The organism is Mesocryomonas lacus (genome assembly GCF_055730105.2).
On sequence record NZ_JBUZWF020000003.1, the window covers coordinates 182,133 to 207,548 of the forward strand.

Genomic DNA, 25,416 nt, shown 5'->3' on the forward strand with positions numbered 1-25,416 from the left:
AGGCCCGGGCGGATGCTTGATCTCTGAGCCCGACTATCGCGGACGCCTCGGCGGGACGCAAGGTTTGGGGAACACTCGGTCCACCAGGGATTAGCTGCCGGGGCCTTTCCCGGCGAATGTCAGAACGCGACGCGGTGCGGCGCAATTTCTTCGATCACAGCGTGATCGTCGTTGAATTCTTGATCTCTTCCATCACCGCATAGGTGTGGGTCTCGCGGATCCCCGGCAGCGTCAGCAGGGCGTCCGACAAGAAGGCCCGGTAGGCCGTCATGTCTTTCACGCGCGCCTTCAGGAGATAGTCGAAGCCGCCGGCCACCATGTGGCACTCCATGATGTCGCCATTCGCCTTGGCGGCGGCGGAAAAGGCGGTGAAGACGTCGTCCGTGGTCCGCTCCAGTTTCACCTCGACGAAGACGATCATGCCGCGGCCGAGTTTCTCTGGGCAGAGTATCGCGGTGTAGCCGAGGATGTAGCCGTCGCGCGTCAGCCGCTTCACCCGCTCCGACGTCGCGGTCGGCGAGAGATGCGCGCGTTCGGCCAGTTCCAGATTGGTCAGCCGGCCGTCGGCCTGGAGGGCAGCAAGGATCTTGCGGTCTTTGGCGTCGATTTCGGTCATCAAGGATGGTTTTGACGCCATCGGCCGTGAAAGTCACGGAAAAACCCGGCGAGATTGGCGAGATCGGCACCGCGTACCGCTGATAATGTTGCTGATGTCGCAACCCTCGGGGTCATCCATGTCCGTCACTGCCCTTCGCCCGTTCTCCGCTCCCTTCGCGCCCGATGATGATGCCGCGGTGGCCAGCCTTCTGGCCAGTGCCTCGCGCTGGACGCATGATGAGGCCTCGGTCGACACGACCGCGCGTCGCTTCATCGAGAACATCCGCGGCAAGGCCGGCGGCATCGGCGGCGTCGAGGACTTCTTGCGCGAGTTCGGGCTGTCGAGCCGCGAGGGCCTGGCGCTCATGGTGCTGGCCGAGGCCTTGCTGCGCGTGCCGGACGCCAAGACGCAGGACCGGCTGATCGAGGACAAGATCGGCGCCGGCGACTGGGTATCGCGCGAGGGCGGCGAGGACCGCATGCTGACGGCTGCCTCCGCTTGGGCGCTCGGCATTTCCGCCCGCATCATCCGCCCCGGCGAGACGCCGACCGGCGTCCTCTCCTCGCTGGTCAAGCGCGTCGGCGCCCCGGCGGTGCGGACCGCGACGCGCCAGGCCATGCGCTTCCTCGGCCGGCACTTCGTTCTCGGCGAGAACATCGAGGATGCGCTGGAACGGGCGCGCAGCCTCGAGAAGAAAGGCTATCGCCACTCCTACGACATGCTCGGCGAGGGCGCCCGCACGCAGGCCGATGCCGATCGCTATTTCAAGTCCTATGCCGACGCGATCGAGGCGATCGGCCGCAAGGCCGGCAACAAGGCGCTGCCGGACCGGCCGGGCATCTCCGTCAAGCTCTCGGCGCTCCACCCGCGCTACCAGTCGGTGAAGCACGAGCGGGTCATGGCGGAACTCGTGCCGAAGCTCGCCGACCTCGCGATGCGGGCGAAAAGTTTCCAGCTTAATTTCACCGTCGATGCCGAGGAGGCCGACCGGCTGGAACTGTCGCTCGACGTCATCGACGCGGTCGTGCGCAGCGCCGACTTCAGCGGCTGGGACGGGTTCGGCCTCGCCATCCAGGCCTATCAGAAGCGGACGCTTGCGGTGATCGACCACATCGACGCGCTGGCCGCCGAGGCGGGCATCCGGATGATGGTGCGGCTCGTGAAGGGCGCCTACTGGGACACCGAGATCAAGCATGCGCAGGAGAAGGGCGTCGACGGCTACCCCGTCTACACCCGCAAGCCGGCGACCGACCTTTCCTACCTCGTCGCCGCCAAGGCGCTGCTCGACCGGCGCGAGCGGCTCTATCCGCAGTTCGCTACCCACAACGCGCTGACGGTTGCGACCATCCTGGAAATGGCCGGTCGCGAGCCGACCGGTTTCGAGTTCCAGCGCCTGCACGGCATGGGCGAGGCGCTCTACGAGGCGGTGCGCGCTGAGTTCGGCGAGACGCTGGCATGCCGCATCTATGCGCCGGTCGGCGGCTACCGCGATCTCCTCGCCTATCTCGTCCGCCGCCTTCTGGAGAACGGCGCCAATTCCTCCTTCGTCGCCAAAGTCGGCGACAAGGACGTTCCGATCGAGAGCCTGATCGAGCGGCCGCGCGACATGCTGAAGGTCGGGCCCGGCCGCAACGCGAAGATCGGCCTGCCGAAGGACCTCTTCGGCGGCCGGCACAATTCGGGCGGCGTCGAGTTCGGCGACCGCAAGGCGCTCGACGCCTTCATCGCCGACCGCGACAAGGCGCACGACAAGGCCATCGAGACCCGCAGCGATTTCGACCATTCCGCCTCCGCGTCGGGTGCGGCGATCCGTTCGCCGGTCGACGGTCATCTCGTCGGCGTCAGCCACCCGCTCTCGGCCGAGGCGGCGGTCCTCCTGATGAACGCCGCCCGCCGTGCCGTTGCCGAGGCGGAGCAGGTGCCAGCGGCAAAGCGGGCCGCCAGCCTGCGCAAGGCTGCCGACCTGATGGAACAGCGTCGGGGCGTGCTGATGGCGCTGCTCGCCAGCGAGGCCGGCAAGACGGTCGACGATGGCCTTGCCGAAATCCGCGAGGCGGTCGACTTCTGCCGCTTCTATGCCGACGAGGCCGAGCGGCTGTTCTCGGCCCCGGTGCCTTTGCCGGGTCCGACCGGCGAGGAGAACCGGCTGCGCTATCGCTCGCGCGGTGTCGTGGTGGCGATCTCGCCCTGGAACTTCCCGCTGGCGATCTTCATCGGCCAGGTCGCGGCCGCCTTGGCCGCGGGCAATGTCGTCGTGGCAAAGCCCGCCGAGCAGACCCCGCTGATCGCCGGCCTCGCTGTCGACATCCTGCGTGAGGCGGGCTTCGGCGACGCGGTCCTGCACCTCGCGCCCGGCGATGGCGCCACCGGCGCGGCGCTGGTGTCGCACCCGGCCACCGCGGCCGTTGCCTTCACCGGCTCGACCGAGACGGCGCACCTGATCAACCGGGCGCTCGCCGCCCGCAACGGCCCGATCGCGCCGCTGGTGGCCGAGACCGGCGGTATCAACGCCCTCATCGTGGATGCGACGGCTTTGCCCGAGCAGGTGGCCGACGACGTCGTCACCTCCGCTTTTCGCTCCGCCGGACAGCGCTGCTCGGCGCTGCGGCTTCTGTTCGTGCAGGAGGATGTCGCCGAGCGGATGACCGACATGATTGCCGGCGCCGCCGCCGAACTCACCGTGGGCGATCCGCGCGATGTCGCCACCGATGTCGGCCCGGTGATCGACGCCGAGCAGAAGGCGATGCTGGAAGAGCATCTCGCCCGTATGAAGAAGACCCAGCGCATCCGTTTCGCCGGCACGCTGCCGGCGGGTCTCCCGGCGGACGGGCACTGGGTCGCGCCGCACATCGTCGAGATCGACCGGTCGGAGGCGCTCGACCGCGAGGTGTTCGGGCCAATCCTCCACATCATCAGATGGAAGGCCGGCGAGCTCGGCAAGGTCTGCGACGCCATCGAGGCGACCGGCTTTGGCCTGACGCTTGGCGTCCACAGCCGCATCGACGAGACGATCCGTGCCGTCACCGAACGGCTGACGGTCGGCAACATCTACGTGAACCGCAACATGATCGGCGCCGTGGTGGGGTCGCAGCCTTTTGGCGGCTCGGGTCTTTCCGGCACGGGACCGAAGGCCGGCGGACCGAACTACGTCGCGCGGTTTGCCCGCGAACAAGTGATCTCGACCAACACGGCGGCCGCCGGCGGCAATGCCAGCCTGATCGCGATGGAGGCCTAGAGGGTCGCGATACTCGGCGCTGGAACCATGCTGTCAATCGGCACGTTGGGTGGCTGTATCGAGTAAGACATCACGTCAGCTTCGATCCAGCGATGGTCGTCATGATCGTCGCTTCAGGGACGCATCGGCAAGCCACCGGCGGCTTCCTCCCGGTCAGCCGGCGGCAGCGCGGTCCTCCCTGAAGATGATGCCGGGTCAGAGGCGTGTCCTCCCCATGCCAGACGATCCGCATACGCAGGCATGCCAATTGAAAGCCCGGGCCCCATGCCCGGGCTTTTTTGTGTTCTGCGCAGCCGAGGTTGGCGGCGACCGACCGCCGACATATGCTCAGATTCGGGAATCGATTTTTCGCGTTTCCCCAAGAAAACGAGCACGAATGGGAATGCGGGAAATGGTTGTCGTCAAGTCGGACATCGAGATCGCACGCGCTGCCGACAAGCGGCCAATTCGGGAGATCGCCGCCAAGCTCGGCATCGACGAGGAGCACCTCGTCCCGTACGGGCATGACAAGGCGAAGGTCACGGCAGGTTTCCTGCGCTCGCTGTCGGAGAGGCCGGACGGCAAGTTGATCCTCGTCACCGCCGTCAACCCGACGCCGGCGGGCGAGGGCAAGACCACGACCACGGTCGGGCTGGGCGACGGGTTGAACAGGATTGGCAGGAAGGCCATGGTCTGCATCCGCGAGGCCTCGCTCGGTCCCTGTTTTGGCGTGAAGGGCGGCGCCGCCGGCGGTGGCTATGCGCAGATCATCCCGATGGAGGACATGAACCTCCACTTCACCGGTGACTTCCACGCCATCACCTCGGCCCACAACCTTCTGGCGGCGCTCCTCGACAACCACATCTACTGGGGCAACGAGCTGAAGATCGATACCCGCCGCGTCGTCTGGCGCCGGGTGCTCGACATGAACGATCGCTCGCTGCGGCAGGTCGTGACCTCGCTCGGCGGCGTTCCGAACGGCTATCCCCGGGAGTCCGGTTTCGACATCACGGTCGCCTCGGAAGTGATGGCGATCCTTTGCCTCGCCCGTGACCTCGACGATCTCGAGCGCCGGCTCGGCGACATCATCGTCGCCTACCGCGCCGACAAGAGCGCGGTCTTTGCCCGCGACGTGAAGGCGGACGGCGCTATGGCGGTGCTGCTGCGGGATGCGATGCAGCCGAACCTTGTCCAGACGCTGGAGAACAACCCGGCCTTCGTCCACGGCGGACCCTTCGCCAACATCGCCCACGGCTGCAACTCGGTCGTTGCCACCACCGCTGCGCTGAAGCTTGCCGATTACGTCGTGACCGAGGCCGGTTTTGGCGCAGATCTTGGGGCGGAAAAGTTTTTCGACATCAAGTGCCGGAAGGCGGGCCTGAAGCCCTCAGCCTGTGTCCTCGTCGCGACCGTCCGGTCGATGAAGATGAACGGCGGCGTCGCCAAGGAGGATCTCGGCGCCGAGGACGTGGCGGCCGTGGTGCGAGGCTGCGCCAATCTCGGACGGCACATCGAGAACATCGGTCTCTTCAACGTGCCCGTGCTGGTCGCCATCAACCATTTCTCGGGCGACACGCAGGCCGAGACCGAGGCGCTTCAGCAGTACGTTGCCGGCCTCGGTGCCGAGGCGATCGTCTGCAAGCATTGGGCGCACGGCTCGGACGGAATCCTCGAGCTGGCGGAAAAGGTGGCGGCGCTCGCCGATTCCGGCAGCGCCGATTTTGCGCCGCTCTATCCCGATGCGATGGGACTGTCCGAGAAGGTGGAGACCATCGTCAAGCGCATCTACCGCGGCACCGCCGTGACCATGGACAAGGCGGTGGTGCAGCAACTCGCCGACTTCGAGCAGAAGGGTTTCGGCCATCTGCCGGTCTGCATGGCGAAGACACAGTATTCCTTCTCCACCGACCCCGCTTTGCGGGGGGCGCCGGAAGGGCATGTCGTGCATGTTAGGGAGGTCCGGCTGGCGGCGGGTGCCGGCTTCGTCGTTGCGATCTGCGGTGAGATAATGACCATGCCGGGCTTGCCGCGCAGTCCGGCTGCCGAGCGGATCCTCCTCGACGACGAGGGCCTGATTCAGGGCCTTTTCTGAGCCGACAGTCGGCCGGCTGTCAGCGCGCTGCGGGCTTTGCCCGCAGCGCCTGTGGTGTGCGGGGATGACTTCGCCGTCACCGGCGTCCCCGACGCCTGAATCCGATTGCCCTTTTGGCCGTCCCGCGCTAACGCTTTCCGCATGAAGAACGTCGCGCACAATCGGCTCTGGTGGCAGGCTCCCTGATCGGCGGCCCCTAGGCGTTTTCGCACGCGTTCGAAGACAAAGGTCGCCCTGGTTCATCCGGCGGCCTTTTTTATTAGCCGCCGCCGTGTTCGAGGGCCCCAGCATTTTGGCGGTGCATTCGGTGCGACCCAAGCGGCGCAGGATGCTCGAAGGTTCGGGAGACAGGTATGACGCTCGAGATACTCTCCGACGGCGCCGAGCGCTATCACACCCTCGGCGGCGTTGCCGTGACCCGGCGGCGCGAAGTGGTGCCCTACGCCGGCGCGATCGAGCCCTTCGTCGATCGTCTCGACACCCGGCGGGGCGCGGTGTTTTCGTCCAATTACGAGTATCCCGGTCGCTACACCCGGTGGGATACGGCGATTGTCGACCCGCCGCTGATGGTGACCTCGGCCGGCCGCCAGATGGCGATCGAGGCGCTGAACCCGCGCGGCGAGGCGTTGCTGGGTTTCGTCGCCGGGGCACTGGCAGGCCATGAGGACATCGCCGAGCAGACGGTCTCCGCTGATCGCATCGACCTGCGGGTGAAGCTTCCGGACCGGGCCTTCACCGAGGAGGAACGCTCGCGCATGCCGACGGTGTTCTCCGTCCTCCGCTCGGTCGTCGGCCTGTTCAAGTCCGAGGAGAATGCCGATCTCGGGCTTTACGGTGCTTTCGGCTACGATCTCGCCTTCCAGTTCGATCCCGTCGCCGAATCCCTGACGCGCGCCGACAATCGCCGCGATGTCGTCCTTTATCTGCCGGACGAGATCCTGATGGTCGATCACTACGCCGCCAAGGCCTATGTCGATCGCTACAGCTTCGAGAAGGACGGGATCTCGACCGAGGGTCTCGAGGGCGGTGGTCCGGAGGCGCCGTTCACACCGTCCGACCGCATTCCGCCGCGCGGCGACCACAAGCCGGGCGAGTATGCCGCTTTGGTGCGGTCGGCGAAGGAGAAGTTCATCCGCGGCGACCTGTTCGAGGTGGTGCCCGGCCAGACCTTCTTCGAGCGCTGCGAGAACCCGCCTTCGGCGATCTCGCGCCGGCTGAAGGCGATCAACCCGTCGCCCTACTCGTTCTTTATTAACCTCGGCGAGAACGAGTTCCTGATCGGCGCCTCGCCGGAAATGTTCGTGCGGGTCAACGGCCGCCGGGTCGAGACCTGCCCGATCTCCGGCACCATCAAGCGCGGCGACGACGCGATCTCGGACTCCGAGCAGATCCTGAAGCTGCTGAACTCCAAGAAGGACGAATCCGAGCTCACCATGTGCTCGGACGTCGACCGCAACGACAAGAGCCGCGTCTGCGAGCCCGGCTCGGTGCGCGTCATCGGCCGCCGGCAGATCGAGATGTATTCGCGGCTGATCCACACCGTCGACCATATCGAGGGCCGGCTGCGCGAGGGCATGGACGCCTTCGACGCCTTCCTCAGCCATGCCTGGGCGGTGACGGTGACGGGGGCGCCGAAACTCTGGGCGATGCGCTTCATCGAGGCGCACGAGAAGAGCCCGCGCGCCTGGTACGGCGGCGCCGTCGGCATGATGCACTTCAACGGCGACATGAACACCGGCTTGACGCTGCGCACCATCCGCCTGCAGGACGGCATCGCCGAAGTGCGGGCCGGCGCGACGCTGCTCTACGATTCGAACCCCGAGGAAGAAGAGGCGGAGACCGAGCTGAAGGCGTCGGCGCTGATCTCGGCGATCCGCGACGCCGGCTTGCCCAACAGCGTCGCCGGCGAGCGCTCGGGCGCCAAGGTCGGGGAGGGCGTCAAGATCCTCCTCGTCGACCACGAGGATTCCTTCGTCCACACCCTCGCCAACTACTTCCGACAGACCGGTGCGGAAGTCACCACCGTTCGCACGCCGGTGCCGCAGGCGATCTTCGACAGCGTCATGCCCGATCTCGTGGTGCTGTCGCCGGGCCCCGGCAAGCCTGTCGACTTCGACTGTGCCGGCACCATCGCCTCGGCACGCCAGCGCAATCTGCCGATCTTCGGCGTCTGCCTCGGCCTGCAGGCGCTGGCCGAGGCCTATGGTGGCACGCTGCGCACGCTGCATGTGCCGGTGCACGGCAAGCCGTCGCGCATTCGCGTGCAGAAGCCCGGCATCATTTTCTCCGGGCTCGGCCAGGAGGTGACGGTCGGTCGTTACCACTCGATCTTCGCCGATCCGGTACGGCTGCCGAAGGAGTTCGAGGTCACGGCCGAGACCGAGGACGGCGTCGTCATGGCGTTCGAGCACCGCTCCGAGCCGGTGGCCGCCGTGCAGTTCCACCCCGAGAGCATCATGAGCCTCGGCGGTGCCGCCGGCATGCGGATGATCGAGAACATCGTCGCGCATCTGCCGCGCCGCGCCCGCGTGAAAGCTGCCTGATGTCCAAGACGATTTCGACAACCGGCGTCCACCCGGACGCTGTCCTGGTCAAGCGCATCGCGACGGCGACGATCGGCGTCGCGCTCTTGGTGCTCGGCATCAAGTACTACGCCTATCACGTCACTGGATCGGTGGCGCTGTACTCCGACGCGCTGGAATCGATCGTCAACGTCGTCGCCGGCATCATCGCGTTCTGGGCGGTCAGCGTCAGCTTCACGCCGGCCGACAGCGACCATCCTTTCGGACACACCAAGGCCGAGTATTTCTCCGCCGTGGTCGAGGGCGCACTGATCATCGTCGCCGCGCTCCTGATCCTGCGCGAGGCGTGGAACGCGTTCGAGACGCCGCGTACCCTTGAGGCGCCGATGGTCGGCATCGCCATTAATGGTGTCGCCACCGTCATGAATCTCGCCTGGGCGCAGTTCCTGATCCGCGCTGGCCGGGCCCGTCGTTCGCCGGCCCTGGCCGCGGACGGTCGCCACATCATGGCCGACGTCGTCACGTCGATCGGGGTGCTCGCCGGCCTCGGCGTCGCCTCGGTCACCGGCTGGGCGCTGCTCGACCCGATCATGGCCGCCCTCGTCGCCGTCAACATTCTGCGCGAGGGCTGGCACGTCGTCACCACCTCGCTCAGCGGCCTCATGGATCAGGCGATGGAGCCGGCCGACGAGGAGCAGGTGCGCTCGCTCATCTCCGTCCACGGTGAAGGGGCGCTCGAGGTGCATGATCTGAAGACGCGCATCGCCGGGCGCGCGCTGTTCATCGAATTCCACATGGTGGTGCCGGAAGCGATGACCGTCGGGGACGCGCACGAGATCTGCGACCGCATCGAGGATGCCCTGCAGGATAAGTTCGACAATGCGCATGTGCAGATCCACGTCGAGCCCGAGGGCGAGATCAAGCAGACCGGCGTGCCCGTGGTCTGAGGGGGCCGCACGGCGCCGGCGAACGGCGTCGACAACAGGGGCGCGATGATGTCGGAGGCGCCTCTTGCAGTTCTCCCGAATTCGGCTAACCTCACTTCATGAGCATCGCCCCGACCCTCCTGATGATCCTGTCCCTGTCGCTTGCGACGGGTGGAGTGGTCCTGCGTGCGCGCCTGCTGCTCCTTCCGCTTAGAAGCGATCGTCGGACCCGTTGATTGGGGGCGTCCGGCGGTCGAGCCGGTCGCGTCTGCGCCATGCCCCCTTCCGCTTCCATAGGGTTCACCATTCCCGGTTAACGCTGCCGTAGGTCGAAGGACCCGCGCGTCCGGGCGAGCGACGAAGGTCTTAAGCGATGTCCATTTCAGCCACCATGCCCGAGCGTGGAATCACCGGCAGCCGGCCGGCTCAGACAGCCCCTGCCACCGGCGCCGCGCCGCCATCGCCTGTGATGGGCAAGGCCGCCGAGAAGTACCAGCCCTATCCGCAGCTTGACCTGTCCGACCGGACCTGGCCGTCAAAGCGCATCGAGACGCCGCCGATCTGGTGCTCTGTCGACCTTCGCGACGGCAACCAGGCGCTCGTCGACCCGATGGGTCAGGAGAAGAAGGAGCGCTTCTTCCAGCTTTTGAAGTGGATGCGGTTCAAGGAGATCGAGATCGGTTTCCCCTCGGCCTCGCAGACCGACTTCGACTTCATCCGCTGGTGTGTCGAACAGGGCGGCATCGAGGACGACGTGTCCTTGCAGGTGCTGGTGCAGTGCCGGCCGGAGCTGATCACCCGCACGTTCGAGTCGCTCGAGGGCGCGAACCACCCGATCGTCCACTTCTACAACTCGACCAGCGAACTTCAGCGCCGCGTCGTGTTCCAGAAGGACCGCGCCGGGGTGCGCGAGATCGCCACCGATGCGGCCAAGATGATCACCGACATGGCGGCCAAGGCCGGCGGCGGCTATCGCTTCGAATATTCGCCGGAGAGTTTTACCGGCACCGAGCTCGACTTCGCGCTGGAGATCTCCAACGCGGTGATCGAGATCGTCCGGCCGACGCCCGACAACAAGCTCATCATCAATCTGCCGGCGACGGTCGAGATGTCGATGCCGAACGTCTATGCCGACCAGATCGAATGGATGTGCCGCAACCTCGACAACCGCGAGAACCTCATCATCTCGCTGCACCCCCACAACGACCGCGGCACCGCGATCGCCGCGACCGAGCTCGGCCTGCTCGCCGGCGCCGACCGCGTCGAGGGCACGCTCTTCGGCAATGGCGAGCGCACCGGCAATGTCGACATCGTCACGCTGGCGCTGAACATGTTCACCCAGGGCGTCGATCCGCAGCTCGACGTGTCCGACGTCAACCGGATGAAGGACGTCTACGAGTACTGCAACCAGCTCGCCATCGCCGAGCGCCACCCTTACGTCGGCGAGCTCGTCTACACCGCCTTCTCCGGCTCGCATCAGGACGCGATCAACAAGGGCATGAAGGCGAGCCGCGCCTCCAATAAGGCGCTCTGGGAAGTGCCGTATCTGCCGATCGACCCGCAGGATGTCGGCCGTTCCTACGAGGCGATCATCCGCATCAACTCGCAGTCCGGGAAGGGCGGCATCGCCTACGTGCTGCAGGCCGACTACGGCCTCAACCTTCCGCGCGCGCTGCAGGTGGAGTTCCGCGAGGACGTCCAGCGCATTACCGACGAGGGCGGCAAGGAACTGCCGGTCAAGGCGATCTACGACCGCTTCATCGAGCGCTATGTCGAGCAGCCGGGGGGCCGGCTCAAGTTCGTCGACCATCATACGGTGCCCAATCCCGAGCACCGCGGCGAGCGGATGATCGAGGCGACGATCCTCGACAACGGCGCCGAGGTCACCATCACCGGGCGCGGTACCGGCCCGATCGACGGCTTCGTCGATGCGCTGGCGCGCCATCTTGGGCTTGAGATGTCCGTCGCGGATTACTCCGAGCACTCGCTCCAGCATGGTTCGAATGCCAGCGCGATCACCTACATGGAGATCGAGCATGCCGGCGGGAAACTGTTCGGTGCCGGCATCAACAAGAACATTGTGACGGCGTCGCTGGAGGCGATCGTCTCGGCGGCAAACCGCATCCTCGGGGCGAACTGATGCAGAGCGGCGGCGTCCTCCTGGTCAAGGCGCTCGAAGCGCAGGGCGTCGACCGCGTGTTCTGCGTGCCCGGCGAGAGCTATCTCCCGGTGCTCGATGCGCTGGTGGACAGCCGGATCGAAACCGTCGTCTGCCGCCAGGAGGGCGGCGCGGCGATGATGGCCGAGGCCGATGGCAAGCTCACCGGCCGGCCCGGCATCGCCTTCGTCACCCGCGGGCCCGGCGCGACCAATTCCGCGTCGGGCGTCCACGTCGCCGCCCATGACCTGACGCCGATGATCCTCTTCATCGGCCAGGTGCCGGTGAAGTTTCGTGGCCGTGGCGCGTTCCAGGAACTCGACTATCCCGCCCTCTTCGGCGGGATGGCGAAGGCGGTGTTCGAGGCGGCGACGCCGGACGAGCTGCCGGACCTCGTCGCGGAAGCCTTCCGGATCGCGCTCGACGGCTCGCCCGGGCCGGTGATCGTCGCGCTGCCGGAAAACACGCTGTCCGGAAAGGCCGAGGAGCTGGTTCCCGCAAGGGTCGAGACGATCGACATCGTGCCGGCGGAGAGCAAGCTCGAGAGCCTCTGGTCGTTGCTGGAGACCGCCGCCGCGCCGATCCTTCTTCTCGGCGGCTCTCGCTGGACCGACGGGGCGATCGCCGATATCGCGGCGTTTGCAGAGGCCTGGCACCTGCCGGTCGCCTGCTCGTTCCGCCGTCAGTCGCTCTTCCCCAGCCGTCACCCGAACTATGCCGGCGACCTCGGCATCGCGCCCTCGCCGAAACTGCGCGACCGGATCGCCGCTTCCGACCTCGTCATCGCGCTCGGCGCGCGGCTGGGCGAGATGCCGAGCCAGGGCTATACGCTGTTCGACGTGCCGTCGCCAAGGCAGCGGCTGGTGCACATTCTGCCGGACGGCATAGGCCGCCTCTACCAGCCGACGCTCGGCATCCATGCCGATCCCATCTCCTTCGCCCGCAAGGCCGCGCAACTGGTGCCGCCGGCGACCGTCGCCTGGTCAGGCGAAGCCGAGGCCATGCACCAGGAATATCTCGACTGGTCGACGCCGAAGCCTCCGGCGACGCCGGCTACAAAGCATCTCGCCGACGAAACCTCTGGTTTCGCTGACGAAACAACTTGTTTCGTCGACATGGACGCGGTGATGGCGCATCTCGAGACGCACCTGCCGGCGGCGAGCACGATCACCAACGGCGCCGGCAACTATGCCGGCTGGCTGCACCGCTTCCACCGTTTCACCGACCGCGCCTCGCAGCTGGCGCCGACCTCGGGCTCGATGGGCTACGGCTTGCCGGCCGCAATCGCCGCCAAGCTGCGCCATCCCGCACGCAAGGTGGTCTGCCTTGCCGGTGACGGGTGTTTCCAGATGACCAGCCAGGAGTTCGGTACCGCCTGCCAGGCCGGCGCCGCGGTGATCGTCCTCATCGTCGACAACAGCCAGTACGGCACGATCCGGATGCACCAGGAGAAGCACTATCCGGGCCGCATCTCCGCAACGGCGCTGCAAAATCCGGACTTCGCCGCGCTGGCCAGAAGTTACGGTGCCTTTGCGGAAAAGGTCGACTGCGACGCGAATTTCGCCGCCGCTTTCGAGGCAGCGCTCGCCAGCGACGGGCCGGCGCTTCTGCACCTCGTCGTCGATCCCGACCGGATTTCGGCGGTGTCCCGGTTGTCCCGGCGATAGGTCCGGTATCGCGGCAGCGCGTTGCAATTGCACACAAGACATTTAAGGTCGAGGAGACGACAAGTCTGAAACGGGGTCCTGAAACGGCGATGGGCGAAGGAAAGGACAACGTCTCTTCCCTGATGGGCACGCGTCGGCTCGCCGACGCCGTCCGCGCGGCCAAAATTGCCGCTGCCCATCGCAGCGATGTCACCGTCGACATTCGCGAGGCCGATCGGGCACGGCTCGAGATCTTCGCCGAGGAACTGGCTGGCGTCATCGACGAGGTGCCGGCCGGCGACGACCGTTTCGATTTTTCCATATCGGGCGGCCAGCAGCCGCGGTTCTGGATCGACGTGACGGCCCATGTGAGCATGGCGCGCGACCGCCGCACCTACCGCTTCGTCCGCGAGACCCGGCTCGGTCGCCTGACGCTCGCCGAATCGCTCGAAACGGCGGTGATCGCCGACCGCGTCACCGATTACATCGCCGAACGCATCGTCGAGCGGGAGAAGGCTCTGGCCGACAGCGATGGGCTGGGGCAGCGCGCGGCTGTGCGCTCGGGCACGGCGGACACGGCCGCCGCCGAGCCGATCCGGCCTGTTGCCGCCGTCCATAAGCACCCCTCGACAATCCCTCTGGCGATTGGCTGGATGATGATCGGTATCGTGATCGGCGCTGGCATTCTCTACGCGCTGGCCGCCTATCGCGGACTGGTTCCGCGCTAGAATTAGTGGATCAGCGCGGCGGCTTGGCATTCTCTGCCGGCAAGCTGGCGGCAGGATGCGCCGTTCTCCACCGAGCGGCCGTCAGCACGCCGGCGCCGGCGATGAGGCCCCAGAACGGAGCGCTGATGCCGAAGAACGCGATGCCGGATGCGGTCACGAGAAACGTCAGCGTCGCCGCCTCCCGCTCGTCGAGCCGCGCCATCGCCGCGTGGACGGCGCTGGAGAAGGCGCCGATCAGGGCAAGTCCCGCCACGGCCTGGATCAGCAGCGGCGACAGGCTGGCGAAGGCGGTGACCACGCCGGCGATGAGCCCGAAGCCGACATAGGCGACGCCGGAGACAACGCCCGACCAGTAGCGCCGCCGTGGGTCCGGTCCCGCCTCGTCGCTGGCGCAGATCGCTGCAGTGATGGCGGCAAGGTTCACCGCGTGCCCGCCGAAAGGGGCCGCCGCGAGGCTGAAGACGCCGGTCGCGGCAAACAGGGACCCGGCCCGCGGCGTGTAGCCGTTCACCTTGAGGATCGCGAGGCCTGGAATGTTCTGCGAGGCCATCGTCACCAGGAACAGCGGCAAGGCAATGCCGATGAGGCTTGCGAACGTGAACGCCGGCATCACCAGGACGGGGGAGGGCAGCATGTGCCCGAGCTCCATGCCGCCGGCGGGCGCTTTCAGGAGGATCACCGCGATGGCGACCATCGCCGCCGCGGGGACGGCGAGGAGACGCTTGACCCGCGCCATCACCAGCCACGTCACCGCGATCGCAAGGCCGCCCGCAGGATCTGCGGCGATCGCCTTCACCGGTGCAAGGCACAGCGAGAAGAGGATGCCGGCGAGCATGGCATTGGCGAGCGAGCCCGGGATCGCCGCGATCAGGCGGCCGAGGGGACGGAAGACACCGGACGCGATCACCAGCCCCGCCGCCACGACAAAGGCCCCGACGGCCACCGGAAACCCGCCTTCCGGCAGGCCAGAGGTCGCCAGAAGCGCCGCGCCCGGCGTCGACCATGCGATCGAAACCGGCATCCTCGTCCAAAGACTGACCCCGACGGCGCAGACGCCCATCGCGATCGACAGCGCCATCAGACCGGAGGCCGCCTCGGCTCGCGTCGCGCCCATCGCGGAGAGGCCTTGGAGGATGACCGAGAAGGAAGAGGTGAAGCCGACGAAGGCCGCGAGCAGGCCGGCGGTGATCGCCGGGGCAGGGGGAGCGCGCATGGGGATGACTACCGCAGGAAACAGACGGCCTGACTATCGCCACCCTGCGTCGCACCGCAACCTCAGTCTTGCCTGCTATTGCGCTGCCGGCAGATTCGGCATCGCCGCGGGCGCATCTGCGGACGGGGCCACGTCGATCGCCTCACCATTGCCCATCAACTGCCGCTGACGGATCCAGCCGATGCCGCTGCCGTCCTTGTAGAGGCCGCGTTCGCGCTGGACGAGGGTCCAGGCACCCGGTTCGCCGTCGATGTCGAAGAGGTTGTAACGGGCGGCCGGCTTCTCGCTGCCGGCGTTCTGGCTGGCCGACGGCACGCCGACGACAGGAACCAGGCCATCTGTCCCGGCAATCCAGTTCAGCGTGTCGAGATGGGTGTGGCCGTGCAGCACGAGGTCGGCGCCGACTTCGCGGATGACCTTCCAGAAGAACTGCTTGCCGATTAGCCGCTTGTGCCAGGACGCCGCGCCCGAGATCGGTGGATGGTGGATCATGATGACGCAGAAATGACCGGTGGTGCGGCAGGCGCCCAGCATTTCGGCCAGTGCCAGCGCCTGACGCCGCTTGAACGTACCGGTTGCAAAGAACGGCGCGGTCGCCTCGGCGCTGGAGACGCCGAAGATCGCGACGTTGCCGCGCATCCTCACATAGGGAAACATTCCGCCGATCGACCGCTGCGGCGTGTCGCCGACCATATAGTCGTGCCACTCCGTGCAAGCCCGCTTCAGCGCGCCCGGCACATAGGCGTCGTGGTTGCCGGGAATGACGGAGATGTCGCGGGCCGGTCCAAAATCCTGCAGCCAGAGGCCGGCGCCGACGATCTCGGTCTTGGTGGCGAGGTTGACGAGATCGCCGGTGACGGCCACATGATCCGGCTTCTGGGCCTTCAGGTCGTTGACCAGCGAGACCAGGGTATCGCCGAACATCACCCTCCGCCGGTTGCGGTGCCAGTTGACGTAGCCGGTAACGCGCTTGGATGCGAGCTCGCGAAACGAGAGCTCCGGAAGCGGGCCGAGATGGATATCTGAAAGATGCGCAAGGGTGAACATATGCCTCCATCTAGCTGCTCTGTCTTAAAGGGAAAGAGCGGCGGAGGCTTCCGATAGTGCTGATGACGCGGCTTCGCACCCGGATTTTCCATTTCGCCCACGTGCTGATGCGACCGATGACGCTCGGCATGCGCTGCGCTGCCTTCGACAGGGAGGGCCGCGTCTTCTTGGTGCGCCATACCTATGTCCCCGGCTGGTATCTGCCGGGCGGCGGGGTGGATGCTGGCGAAACGGTGGAGCAGGCGCTGCACCGAGAACTGCGCGAGGAGGGCAATCTGGAACTTCTGGAAACGCCGGACCTCGTCGGCATCTATTTTAACCGACGTGCCTCCCGCCGCGACCACGTCCTGTTCTACGTCTGCCACTCGGTGCGGCAGACCGCACCGAAAGCGCCCGACCGTGAGATCGCCGAGAGCGGTTTCTTTTCCCTGAACGCTCTGCCGGAGGGAACGACCGCGTCGACCCGCCGGCGTCTCGCGGAACTTGAAGGCGGCCCGCGGGATCCGCTCTGGTAGCCATCAGCCGCGGGAAAGTCGCTCCCGCCCATGCGGCTGCCAGAGATCCTGTTCGGGTCCAAGCGGGACGATCTGGGTCGGATTGATCGTCGTATGGCTCTGGTAGTAGTGCCCCTTGATGTGCTCGAAATCGACGGTCTCGGCGATGCCCTTGGTCTGGTAGACATCGAGCATGGTGCCGAAGAGGTTGGGATAGTTCCGGATCTGCCGGGCGTTGCACTTGAAGTGCCCGTGATAGACCGCGTCGAAGCGGATGAGCGTCGTGAACAGGCGGATGTCCGCCTCGGTCATCGCGCTGCCGGTGAGGAAGCGTTGCGAGGACAGACGCTCCTCGAGCTGATCGAGCATGGCGAACAGTGCATGGAACGGCTGCTCGTAGGCTTCCTGCGTGGTGGCGAAGCCGCATTTGTAGACGCCGTTGTTGACGGCGTCGTAGACCGCCTCATTCACTGCATCGATCTCGCTCCGCAGCGCTGCGGGCGACAGGTCGACCGCGGTATCGGCCAGGTCGCCGAAGCCGGAGTTAAAGATGCGGATGATCTCGGCAGACTCGTTGTTGACGATCGTCCCCGTCTTCTTGTCCCAGAGCACGGGAACGGTCACCCGCCCGCTGAACTGCGGCTCGGCCGCCGTATAGACCTCGTAGAGCTTCGTCTTGCCGAGGACGGTGTCGGGAATGGTGCCGGCCCTGTCGGAGAACTCCCAACCGTTCTCCGCCATCAGAAAGTCGACGACAGAGAGCGAGATCACGTCTTCCAGACCCTTCAGCCGGCGGACGATCAGCGTTCGGTGCGCCCAGGGACAGGCGAGCGAGACATAGAGATGATACCGCCCGGCTTCTGCCGGATATGCCTTCTGCCCGTCCGGCCCCGGCGCACCGTCGGGTGTGATCCAGTCTCGAAACTTCGTCGTCGTTCGCTGGAACGCGCCGTCCTTGGTCTCGTACCACTTGTCCTGCCAGACGCCGTCGACCAGAAGTCCCATTGCTTGTCCCCTTGGAATGATATTCGGGGATGTAAGGCGGGTGGGCCGAAGGGCGAGCGACCGCCATGGACCCAGCCATCGAGAATGGTCTGCGCCATCGCCGCTTGCCGTCCGGCTCCCCGCGCTATAACAACCCGCCTCAACCGGCACCAAGCCGTTGGAGAAGACGAACATGGCGGTGATGCTGCGACGACGAACGACATTCTAGGTCGAAACCCGTCACAGCCATACCCGCGCGGATGTCCATGAGACAGGCTGCGCCCGTCCCCGGAAGCTGCATGTCCTCCCTTCTCTTCGACGTCGTCTATCTCCCCGAAACCGCCGAGCATGATGCCGTCATCGATGCCATTGCCGACGAGGCTTTCGGTCCCGGTCGCTTTGTCCGCGCCGCCGAAAGGGTACGGGAAATGGCGCCGCATGATCGGCGCCTGTCCTTCGTGGCCTTGCTCGACGGCGTGGTCATCGGATCGGTACGGCTGACGCCGATCCGTATCGGCGAAGCCCCGTGCCTGATGCTCGGTCCGCTGGCGGTACGTCCAAGTTTCAAGGGAAAAGGCATCGGCCGGCGGCTGATGGCGACGGCGGAGACCACGGCGCTGATGGCGGGCGAGCGCGTCATCATGCTGGTCGGCGACCGCGCCTATTACATGCCGATCGGCTACCGTCCGCTGCCGGTCGGGTCCGTCATCATGCCGGGCCCGGTGGACCGGACGCGCATCCTCGGCCTGCCGCTCGTCGAGGGTGCCCTGGAAAATTTGTCCGGCGTGGTCCGGGCGCGCGGCTAACCGCAGCGCACTCCAATGTGCCGGGGGTCAGCGACCCTCGCGGAACCAAGTTGCGGAGATCGCGAGGAGAAGAACCGCCAGACCAAGGAAACCGGCAAACAGCGGTGTCCGCTCGACACCGCGCAGCACGGTCTCGTCGGTCGTCTTCAGCCCGATCCAGTCGCGCCCCTCCGCATCCGCCCGGCCGCTGACCGGCACGATCCGCGGCACGGCGACGGTGCCGTCCGCGGCGATGCGGCGGACGCTGCCGCGGGTCGCGTCGGCGATGGGCTGGAGTTTGGCTGTCGTCGACACCGCCTCGCGGTATTCGCGCGGGTTGACCGGGCCGACATTCGCCAGCGTCCGCAGCTCGCCATTCGCCGCCTGGAAGAGACCGAGCTCCTCCGTCTTCAGCGACCCTTGCCACTGGCCCTCGCCGATCCGCGTCAGCGGGACCTGCTCCGCCTTGCCGGACGGCGTCACGACCGTCGCGGGGCCGGGATCATCGCCGATCGTCTGGCGGGTGATGATGAGGTCCGTGCCGCGTGCCTCGGCGTTCAGCGCTTCCTCGTCGAGCTCCGGTTCCTTCATCAGCCAGTGCGCCAGCCGGCGGAACAGCGCGACGTGCGGACCGCCGCCCTCGAAGCCGCGTGACCAGAGCCAGCCCTGGTCCGACAGGAGCAGCGCGACCCGGCCTTCGCCGGCGCGCTCCAGCACCAGCAGCGGCTTGTTGTCGGGGCCGGTCATCACGGTCTCGCCGCGCGGCTCGCCGACGCCGATCGAGCGGAACCACTCGCTCCAAGCCGGCGGAGTCTGGTCGGAGCCCGGCAAGTCGCGCGTCACCGGGTGCTTTTTGCCGAGGTCGGACAGAGCCGGGCGGAACGGCACCTCGTCGATCTCGCCGGTCGGCAGCGCCGGCAGAATCGAGGCCAGCGAGGTCGAAGCGACCGAGTCGTCGCCGGCATATTCCGGGCCGGAAGCGATTAGCATCGCGCCGCCGTTCTGCACGTATTGCGAGATGTAGTCGAAGTAGAGCGCCGGCAGCACGCCGCGCTGCTGGTAGCGGTCGAAGATGATGAGGTCGAAATCGTCTATCTTCTCGACGAACAGCTCGCGCGTCGGGAAGGCGATCAGCGACAGTTCGTCGATCGGCGTGCCGTCCTGCTTCTCCGGGGGGCGCAGGATGGTGAAGTGGACGAGATCGACCGAGGCGTCGGATTTCAGGAGATTGCGCCAGGTCCGCTCGCCGGCGTGCGGCTCACCGGAGACGAGCAGCACCCGAAGGTTTTCGCGGATGCCGTCGACCACAGCAATGGCACGGTTGTTGATCGGCGTGATCTCGTCGGGATCGCGGGCGACCGAGAGCTCGACGATGTTCTTGCCGGCGCGCGGCAGTTTGAAGTCATAGCTTTCCAAAGTGCCCGGCCGCGCCTGCTGTCGGCCGATCAGATCGCCGTTAAGGAAGACGCGGACTTCGACCGGCGTGGCCGATGCCCGCGGTCCGTCCTCGATGACGCGGTAGGCAAGCTTCTGGTCCTGCTCGACGATGCCGAAGCGTGGGCTGGTGGTGATCTCGATGCGGCGGTCGAACTCGTCCGGCCGGCCGGTGACGAGCCCGTGCACCGGGGCATCGAAGCCGAGCGCGCTGGCCGCGGCGGGGATGTCGTGGATCTGCCCGTCGGTGACCATGATGGCGCCGGCGACCCGAGTCGGCGCGACGTCCGAGAGCGCCGATCCGAGCGCGCCGAACAGTGCGGTGGTCGCGTCGTCGGCATTGGCGGCCCCGGATTTGGCGTTGACGGTCCGGACCTCAAATTCGGGGAAGCGCGACAGGCTCTCTTGCAGGGACTTGACCGCAGCCGTCGTCTCGGCGGTTCGCTGGCCGATGGTCTGGCTCTGGCTGTCGTCGACCACAAGCGCGACGACGCTCTTTAGCGGGTCGCGCTCCTCTCGCAGCACGACCGGGTTCAGCAGCGCCAGCATCAGCGCCGCGATGGCGACGACGCGCAGGAGCGAGCCGCGCAATTTTGCGAAGACGAGCGCGAGCGCCAGCAGCAGCGCCGGGACCGCGAGAATGGCCAGCACCGTCCAGGAGAAGAAGGGCGCGAAGTCGATGGACCAGGTCATTGGCCGAGCCTCTCGAGGAGAGCCGGCACGTGCACCTGGTCGGCCTTGTAGTTGCCGGTGAGGACATACATCACGATGTTGACGCCGGCCCGGTAGGCATATTCGCGCTGCGACGCATCGCTGGAATCGGTTGGATACAGAAACAGCCCGGCATCATCGACCGCCCAGGCGCTGGCCATGTCGTTGGACGTGATCATGATCGACGAGACGCCGTCACCGGCGTTCGCCGGACGGCTTTCCGCGTTGGGATCGCGCACCAACGCCTCGACCCAGAGTTCACCGCCCGAATGCCGGCCGGGAAACGCGTCCATGATGTAGAAGGATTTCGTTAGGACATGGTCCGAAGGGACCGGCTCCAGCGGCGGGATATCGAGATCCGCAAGGATGTTGCGCAGGCGGCGCTGTCCGGGCGATACGGTGGTGGAGGTCAGCGACGAGAGATCGTCGTCCTTCACGTCGAAGAGCACTGTGCCGCCTTGCTTCATGTAGGCGTCGACCCGGCTGACGGCGGCCGCGTCCGGCATGGCCGCCGCTGCATCGATCGGCCAGTAGAGGATGGGATAGAAGGCGAGTTCGTCGCGGGCGATGTCGACGCCGACGGCCGGCCCCGGCTCCAGCGCAGTCTTGGCGGCGATGAACTGCGACAGTCCGTCGAGGCCGCGGCGTGAGATCTCGTCGGCGCTGCCGTCACCCGTCTCGACATAGGCAAGGTGTGTCGTCTCGGTCGCAGCGATCGCGGCTTTCGCACGCTCGGCATCGTCAGCGGAGCGCGCGGCCGGTGGGGCATTCTGTTCCTGTGCGACGACCTTGCCGGTGCCGCCAAGACCCAAGGCGAGGCCGAAAGCAAGCACCGCGATCGCGGGCGCAACCGTGCCCCGCCGTCTGGCGCCCCATCGGCCGAGCCGTGAGATGACACCGTTCAGCCACAAGAGAGCCAACGCATCCACGGCAAACAGCGCGAGAGCGGCGGCCAGAAGCCAGGGGGTCAGATCGAGCGTGTCGGCACGGGCATAGCCGCGCTGCACCAGCGGCACGCCGAAGTCGCTTTCCGCCAGCGGCCGCAGCACGGCGTCGGGCGCGAGAAGGTTCAAGGCGGCGTATCCTTCCTCGGTGCCGTAGAGGCCCGGCGGGTTGCGGCGCGAAACGGAAGGTGTCGCGTCCGCGGCGATGGTCAACGGCTCGGCGTCGGGGCCAGGCGCGGCGAGCCGCCCCTGTGCGTCCATCAACCTGTAGGGTGGAAGGCTCTGCGCAGCTGTGGTGGCCTCGCCCGGCGTGCCGCCGACTGCTGCCGGGCCGGTGGAGCGCGACAGCGTGACGATGCGGCGGAGCATGTCGACGAAGGCGCCGGAGATCGGCAGGTTCGACCAGGTCGCCTCGGCGGTGACGTGGAACAGCACGATCGTGCCGGCGCCCACCGGGCCGGCGGTGATCAGCGGCGTGCCGTCGGCAAGGCTCGCCCAGGTGCGGTCGGCCAGGTCGACGGAGGGCTCGGCGAGGATCTGGCGGGAGACGGTGACGTCCTCGCCGATGGCGATGCCGGCCAGCGGGCTCGTCGGCGTCAGCGGCGCGATCTTCTGCGGCTGCGCCCAGGACAGGGCGCCGCCAAGCTGACGCTCGCCGCTGCGCAGCCGCACCGGCACCAGCGTATCTTCGCCGGTGGTCGCCGCCAGCCGAGGGCCGGCAAAGCGCAGCAGGAAGCCGCCCTTGTTGACGAACTCGGTCAGCGCCGTCCGCGCTGCCGCGGGCATGACGCCGATGTCGGCAAGAACGATAACGGAAGGCTTACGGGCGATCATCGCGGGGATGGCGGTGCCGAGATCGGCACTGTCCGCGCGGACCACGTCAGCGAAGGGCTCGAGGGCCCGGCTGATGTAGTAGAGCGGCGACAGCAGCGGTTGCGCGGCGTCGGCCGCCTCTCCGGACACGAGGCCGACACGGCGCCGCCGGAAACTGTCGTCGACGAGCCGCACCGAGCCGGCCGTCGTCGCGCCGTCGAGCTCGAGGCGGGCGATGTCGTTGCGCAGCTCAACGGGAATGGTGAAGCGCGCTTCGCCGGTGGTGGCATCGGCGGCGAAGGCCAAGGCGGCGGTGCCGATCGCACGTCCTTGCGCATCGACGGCCCGCAGCGCGAACGAGGCGGCAGCGCCAGCTTCGGGCCGCACGCCTTGGATCACCAGCGCGTCGGTGGCGTTCTCGGTCCGCGTCAGGCCGACGAGACCCGCGATTTCCGGGCGGTAGTAGATCGTCTGTCCGGCGCCGAGGCTACCGAGCGCGGTCAGTGCGGCGGGGGCGCCGTCGCTGTCGATGCCATCGCTGAGGAGCGCGACCGAGCCCGGCGGGTTGCCGGCGAGGGCTGTCGTCAGGCGGGCGACGGCGGCGGGACGGTCGGTCGGGATCGGACGGGGCGTGGCGGCCGCGATGCGCTCGAGCGCGGTGGCGGCCTCGACGGGCGTCGCATCGTCGGTCGGGCCGTCGGCCGTGAAGGCGAGCGAAACGGGGCGGCCGGCATTCGCGGCGTCCTGCACGAGGGCCTCGGCGGCATCGCGCTGGGCTTCCCAGTTGGCGCCGCTCGCCCAGCCATTGTCGATCATCACGGCGAGCGGGCCACTGCCGGACAGGAGGCCTTCGCGCGGGTTCAGCACGGGCGCTGCCAGCGCCAGAATGATCAGCGCGGCCAGCAGCAGCCGCAGCAGCGTCAGCCACCACGGGCTCTTCGCCGGCGTTTCCTGGTGCTTCAGAACCTCGGCGAGGATTTTTAGCGGCGGAAAGGGTTCGGTCTGCGGCCGGGGCGGGGTCAGCTTCAGGAGCCACCAGATCACCGGCAGCGCCAGGAGGCCGAACAGCACCAGCGGCGCGCCGAAGCTTAGACCGCCGATCATGCCGGGACCCCGCGCTTGGCCACGGCCTGCGGCATGCCGCTCAGCCGGCTGTGCACCGCGACCAGAGCCTCGGAGGCCAGCCGGTCCGTCCTATGCGGGATGAAGCTCCAGCCAAGCCGGCGGCAGTGCTCGCCGATCGTCTCGCGCCGCGCTCGGTAGAGCCGCTCATAGTCCGCGCGCAACAGTTCTGCCCGGCCGGCGGTGAGCTTTGCGCCGGTCTCGGGGTCGCGGAACTCGGTGCGACCAGCATAGGGAAAGGTCTCCTCGGCGGGATCAGCGATGGCGACGAGGTGCCCGCGGATGCCGCGCCGGGCGATGCGGTCGATCTGCCCGAGCAGTTCTTCAAGTGGATCAAGAAAATCGCTGACGAGTACGACCTCGCTGAAGCGTTTCAGCCGGTCGTCCGGCGGAAAGCCGGCGGGACGATCGCTGACGAGCGCTGCGGCAATCCGCTCGGCGCCGTTCCGGGCCGAGATCGGGTCGATCACACCGGGATAGCCGATCCGCTCGCCCGAGCCGGAGAGAAGGTCGGCCAGCGCCAGCACCAGAACGAGCGCGCGCGACTCCTTCGATACCGCGGCGGCATCGGAGCGGTAGAGCATGGACGGGGAGGGGTCGGCCCAAAGCCAGACGGTCTGCGCCGCCTCCCATTCTTGGTCGCGAAGGTAGAGGCTGTCGTCTCGGGCCGAGCGGCGCCAGTCGATGCGCGACACCTGCTCGCCTTCGACGAAGGGCCGGAACTGCCAAAAGTTCTCGCCGATGCCGCGGCGGCGGCGGCCATGCCAGCCGGCGATGACGGTGGCGACAACGCGCCGTGCCTCGACCAGGAGGTCGGGCATCAGGGCCGCCCGCTGGCGGGCGCGCGTCAGCGCATCGGCGGAACCGGTGAGGTCGACCGTCTGGCCGATGGTCAATCGCTTAGCCCTTCGCTGCGTCGCGCTTTAGGGCGGCGACGACGTCGCGCACCGTCATCCCCTCGGCGCGGGCCGAAAAGTTCAGCGCCATGCGGTGCTGCAGGATCGGCTCCGCCAGCGCCATCACGTCGTCCACCGAGGGCGCGAGGCGCCCTTCGTAGAGCGCGCGGGCGCGCACGCAGGTCATCAGCGCCTGGCTGGCGCGGGGGCCGGGGCCCCAGGCGATATGGGCGTCGGCCTCCTTGTTGCCGTGGCCGGGACGGGCGGACCGCACCAAGTGGAGGATCGCTTCCACCACGCTCTCGGGGACCGGCATGCGCCGCACCAGGAGCTGGATCTCCCGCAGGCGCTCGGCCGTCAGCACCGGGATCGCCTTGTCCTCCATCGCGCCGGTCGTGGCGGTGAGGATCCGGCGCTCGGCATCGATGTCGGGATAGAGCACGTCGACCTGCATCAGGAAGCGGTCGAGCTGCGCCTCGGGCAGGGGATAGGTGCCCTCCTGCTCCAGCGGGTTCTGCGTCGCCAGCACGTGGAACGGCGCCGGCAGGTCGTGGCGCACGCCCGCGACGGTGACGTGGTATTCCTGCATGGACTGCAGCAGCGCCGACTGGGTGCGCGGCGAGGCGCGGTTGATCTCGTCGGCCATCAGCAGTTGCGCGAAGACCGGGCCGCGCAGGAAGCGGAAGGACCGGCGGCCGCCCTCGTCCTGGTCCATCACCTCCGAGCCGACGATGTCGGACGGCATCAGGTCGGGCGTGAACTGGATGCGGCGCGCGTCGAGCCCGAGCGAGACGCCGAGCGTGTCGACGAGCTTGGTCTTGGCGAGGCCGGGAACGCCGACCAGGAGGGCATGGCCACCGGCGAGGATCGCGATGATCGTCTGCTCGACGACGCTCTCCTGGCCGAAGATGACGCGTCCGACCGATTCCTTCACCCGGGCGATGTCGGCGAGAGCATGTTCGGCCAAGGCGACGATGCCGTCCGCGTCGAGTACCGAATCCTGGGGCGCATGCATCGTCATGGAGAACTCCACTGTCTGGCAGACGGCTGGCATGGGCCGCGAAGAGGGTGCCGGCCGGTGTGGCCGCT

17 protein-coding genes are annotated in these 25,416 nt (G+C 67.3%); 9 read left to right on the forward strand and 8 right to left on the reverse strand.

The annotated features are described in order from the left end of the window. Positions 1-154: 154 nt before the first annotated feature. A complete protein-coding gene (locus ACZLZQ_RS10725; RefSeq protein WP_472933062.1) occupies positions 155-616 on the reverse strand; it encodes an Lrp/AsnC ligand binding domain-containing protein in 462 nt (153 codons plus the stop codon). 118 nt (positions 617-734) lie between these two features. On the opposite strand from ACZLZQ_RS10725, the gene putA reads away from it, so the two are divergent. The 7 genes from putA to ACZLZQ_RS10760 all read left to right on the forward strand — a co-directional run bounded on the left by putA (position 735) and on the right by ACZLZQ_RS10760 (position 13,884). Beyond that, on the forward strand, positions 735-3,833 hold the full coding sequence (gene putA, locus ACZLZQ_RS10730) for a bifunctional proline dehydrogenase/L-glutamate gamma-semialdehyde dehydrogenase PutA (protein WP_472949359.1): 3,099 nt from the start codon (positions 735-737) through the stop codon (positions 3,831-3,833). A gap of 391 nt (positions 3,834-4,224) precedes the next feature. After that, complete coding sequence (locus ACZLZQ_RS10735) at positions 4,225-5,904, forward strand: formate--tetrahydrofolate ligase (protein ID WP_472949360.1); 1,680 nt, start codon at positions 4,225-4,227, stop codon at positions 5,902-5,904. A 353-nt stretch (positions 5,905-6,257) separates the two neighbouring features. Then, positions 6,258-8,447, forward strand: coding sequence for an anthranilate synthase (locus ACZLZQ_RS10740; protein WP_472949361.1), 2,190 nt, complete (start codon positions 6,258-6,260; stop codon positions 8,445-8,447). Further along, positions 8,447-9,373, forward strand: coding sequence for a cation diffusion facilitator family transporter (locus ACZLZQ_RS10745; protein ID WP_472949362.1), 927 nt, complete (start codon positions 8,447-8,449; stop codon positions 9,371-9,373). Before ACZLZQ_RS10740 ends, ACZLZQ_RS10745 begins: the two co-directional genes overlap by 1 nt. 448 nt (positions 9,374-9,821) lie before the next feature. Beyond that, complete coding sequence (gene leuA, locus ACZLZQ_RS10750; protein WP_472949903.1) at positions 9,822-11,492, forward strand: 2-isopropylmalate synthase; 1,671 nt, start codon at positions 9,822-9,824, stop codon at positions 11,490-11,492. Next, entirely contained in the window at positions 11,492-13,177 is a 1,686-nt protein-coding gene (locus tag ACZLZQ_RS10755) for a thiamine pyrophosphate-binding protein (RefSeq protein ID WP_472949363.1), read from the forward strand. Before leuA ends, ACZLZQ_RS10755 begins: the two co-directional genes overlap by 1 nt. An 89-nt stretch (positions 13,178-13,266) precedes the next feature. After that, positions 13,267-13,884 (forward strand): hypothetical protein, encoded by a 618-nt coding sequence (locus ACZLZQ_RS10760; RefSeq protein WP_472949364.1) that lies wholly within the window; start codon positions 13,267-13,269, stop codon positions 13,882-13,884. 10 nt (positions 13,885-13,894) lie between these two features. On the opposite strand, the gene ACZLZQ_RS10765 is transcribed toward ACZLZQ_RS10760, so the two are convergent. Then, positions 13,895-15,097 carry a benzoate/H(+) symporter BenE family transporter gene (locus tag ACZLZQ_RS10765; protein ID WP_472949365.1) on the reverse strand — a complete coding sequence of 401 codons (1,203 nt, stop codon included), beginning with the start codon at positions 15,095-15,097 and terminating at the stop codon, positions 13,895-13,897. 75 nt (positions 15,098-15,172) lie between these two features. Next, positions 15,173-16,144 carry a metallophosphoesterase family protein gene (locus ACZLZQ_RS10770; protein WP_472949366.1) on the reverse strand — a complete coding sequence of 324 codons (972 nt, stop codon included), beginning with the start codon at positions 16,142-16,144 and terminating at the stop codon, positions 15,173-15,175. Positions 16,145-16,206: 62 nt separating this feature from the next. Between ACZLZQ_RS10770 and ACZLZQ_RS10775 the strand changes: the two genes are divergently transcribed. Next, positions 16,207-16,659 carry an NUDIX domain-containing protein gene (locus tag ACZLZQ_RS10775; protein WP_472949367.1) on the forward strand — a complete coding sequence of 151 codons (453 nt, stop codon included), beginning with the start codon at positions 16,207-16,209 and terminating at the stop codon, positions 16,657-16,659. Positions 16,660-16,662: 3 nt separating this feature from the next. Here ACZLZQ_RS10775 and ACZLZQ_RS10780 read toward each other — a convergent pair whose 3' ends face one another. Then, complete coding sequence (locus tag ACZLZQ_RS10780) at positions 16,663-17,643, reverse strand: glutathione S-transferase family protein (protein WP_472949368.1); 981 nt, start codon at positions 17,641-17,643, stop codon at positions 16,663-16,665. 278 nt (positions 17,644-17,921) lie between these two features. Here ACZLZQ_RS10780 and ACZLZQ_RS10785 point away from each other — a divergent pair, with 278 nt between their 5' ends. After that, complete coding sequence (locus ACZLZQ_RS10785; protein ID WP_472933040.1) at positions 17,922-18,428, forward strand: GNAT family N-acetyltransferase; 507 nt, start codon at positions 17,922-17,924, stop codon at positions 18,426-18,428. Positions 18,429-18,455: 27 nt separating this feature from the next. On the opposite strand, the gene ACZLZQ_RS10790 is transcribed toward ACZLZQ_RS10785, so the two are convergent. The 4 genes from ACZLZQ_RS10790 to ACZLZQ_RS10805 are packed head-to-tail and all read right to left on the reverse strand — an operon-like array spanning position 18,456 to position 25,342. After that, the gene (locus ACZLZQ_RS10790; RefSeq protein WP_472949369.1) at positions 18,456-20,534 is read right to left on the reverse strand and encodes a hypothetical protein; all 2,079 of its coding nucleotides are present in this window, start codon (positions 20,532-20,534) and stop codon (positions 18,456-18,458) included. Next, positions 20,531-23,413 (reverse strand): DUF4159 domain-containing protein, encoded by a 2,883-nt coding sequence (locus ACZLZQ_RS10795; RefSeq protein WP_472949370.1) that lies wholly within the window; start codon positions 23,411-23,413, stop codon positions 20,531-20,533. Before ACZLZQ_RS10795 ends, ACZLZQ_RS10790 begins: the two co-directional genes overlap by 4 nt. Beyond that, the gene (locus ACZLZQ_RS10800; protein ID WP_472949371.1) at positions 23,410-24,327 is read right to left on the reverse strand and encodes a DUF58 domain-containing protein; all 918 of its coding nucleotides are present in this window, start codon (positions 24,325-24,327) and stop codon (positions 23,410-23,412) included. The genes ACZLZQ_RS10795 and ACZLZQ_RS10800 overlap by 4 nt, the downstream gene beginning before the upstream one ends. A gap of 4 nt (positions 24,328-24,331) precedes the next feature. Then, a complete protein-coding gene (locus ACZLZQ_RS10805; RefSeq protein WP_472933151.1) occupies positions 24,332-25,342 on the reverse strand; it encodes an AAA family ATPase in 1,011 nt (336 codons plus the stop codon). Between the last annotated feature and the right edge of the window lie 74 nt (positions 25,343-25,416).

Excerpts from the sequence above, each read along its gene's own strand:
- ACZLZQ_RS10735 (WP_472949360.1), top strand. The coding sequence starts at position 4,225 with ATGGTTGTCGTCAAGTCGGACATCGAGATCGCACGCGCTGCCGACAAG.
- ACZLZQ_RS10760 (WP_472949364.1), top strand. The coding sequence starts at position 13,267 with ATGGGCGAAGGAAAGGACAACGTCTCTTCCCTGATGGGCACGCGTCGG.
- ACZLZQ_RS10740 (WP_472949361.1), top strand. The coding sequence starts at position 6,258 with ATGACGCTCGAGATACTCTCCGACGGCGCCGAGCGCTATCACACCCTC.
- ACZLZQ_RS10775 (WP_472949367.1), top strand. The coding sequence starts at position 16,207 with ATGACGCGGCTTCGCACCCGGATTTTCCATTTCGCCCACGTGCTGATG.
- ACZLZQ_RS10755 (WP_472949363.1), top strand. The coding sequence starts at position 11,492 with ATGCAGAGCGGCGGCGTCCTCCTGGTCAAGGCGCTCGAAGCGCAGGGC.
- ACZLZQ_RS10765 (WP_472949365.1), bottom strand. The coding sequence starts at position 15,097 with ATGCGCGCTCCCCCTGCCCCGGCGATCACCGCCGGCCTGCTCGCGGCC.
- ACZLZQ_RS10745 (WP_472949362.1), top strand. The coding sequence starts at position 8,447 with ATGTCCAAGACGATTTCGACAACCGGCGTCCACCCGGACGCTGTCCTG.
- putA (WP_472949359.1), top strand. The coding sequence starts at position 735 with ATGTCCGTCACTGCCCTTCGCCCGTTCTCCGCTCCCTTCGCGCCCGAT.
- ACZLZQ_RS10805 (WP_472933151.1), bottom strand. The coding sequence starts at position 25,342 with ATGCATGCGCCCCAGGATTCGGTACTCGACGCGGACGGCATCGTCGCC.
- ACZLZQ_RS10795 (WP_472949370.1), bottom strand. The coding sequence starts at position 23,413 with ATGATCGGCGGTCTAAGCTTCGGCGCGCCGCTGGTGCTGTTCGGCCTC.
- ACZLZQ_RS10770 (WP_472949366.1), bottom strand. The coding sequence starts at position 16,144 with ATGTTCACCCTTGCGCATCTTTCAGATATCCATCTCGGCCCGCTTCCG.
- ACZLZQ_RS10790 (WP_472949369.1), bottom strand. The coding sequence starts at position 20,534 with ATGACCTGGTCCATCGACTTCGCGCCCTTCTTCTCCTGGACGGTGCTG.
- ACZLZQ_RS10785 (WP_472933040.1), top strand. The coding sequence starts at position 17,922 with ATGTCCTCCCTTCTCTTCGACGTCGTCTATCTCCCCGAAACCGCCGAG.
- ACZLZQ_RS10725 (WP_472933062.1), bottom strand. The coding sequence starts at position 616 with ATGACCGAAATCGACGCCAAAGACCGCAAGATCCTTGCTGCCCTCCAG.
- ACZLZQ_RS10780 (WP_472949368.1), bottom strand. The coding sequence starts at position 17,643 with ATGGGACTTCTGGTCGACGGCGTCTGGCAGGACAAGTGGTACGAGACC.
- leuA (WP_472949903.1), top strand. The coding sequence starts at position 9,822 with ATGGGCAAGGCCGCCGAGAAGTACCAGCCCTATCCGCAGCTTGACCTG.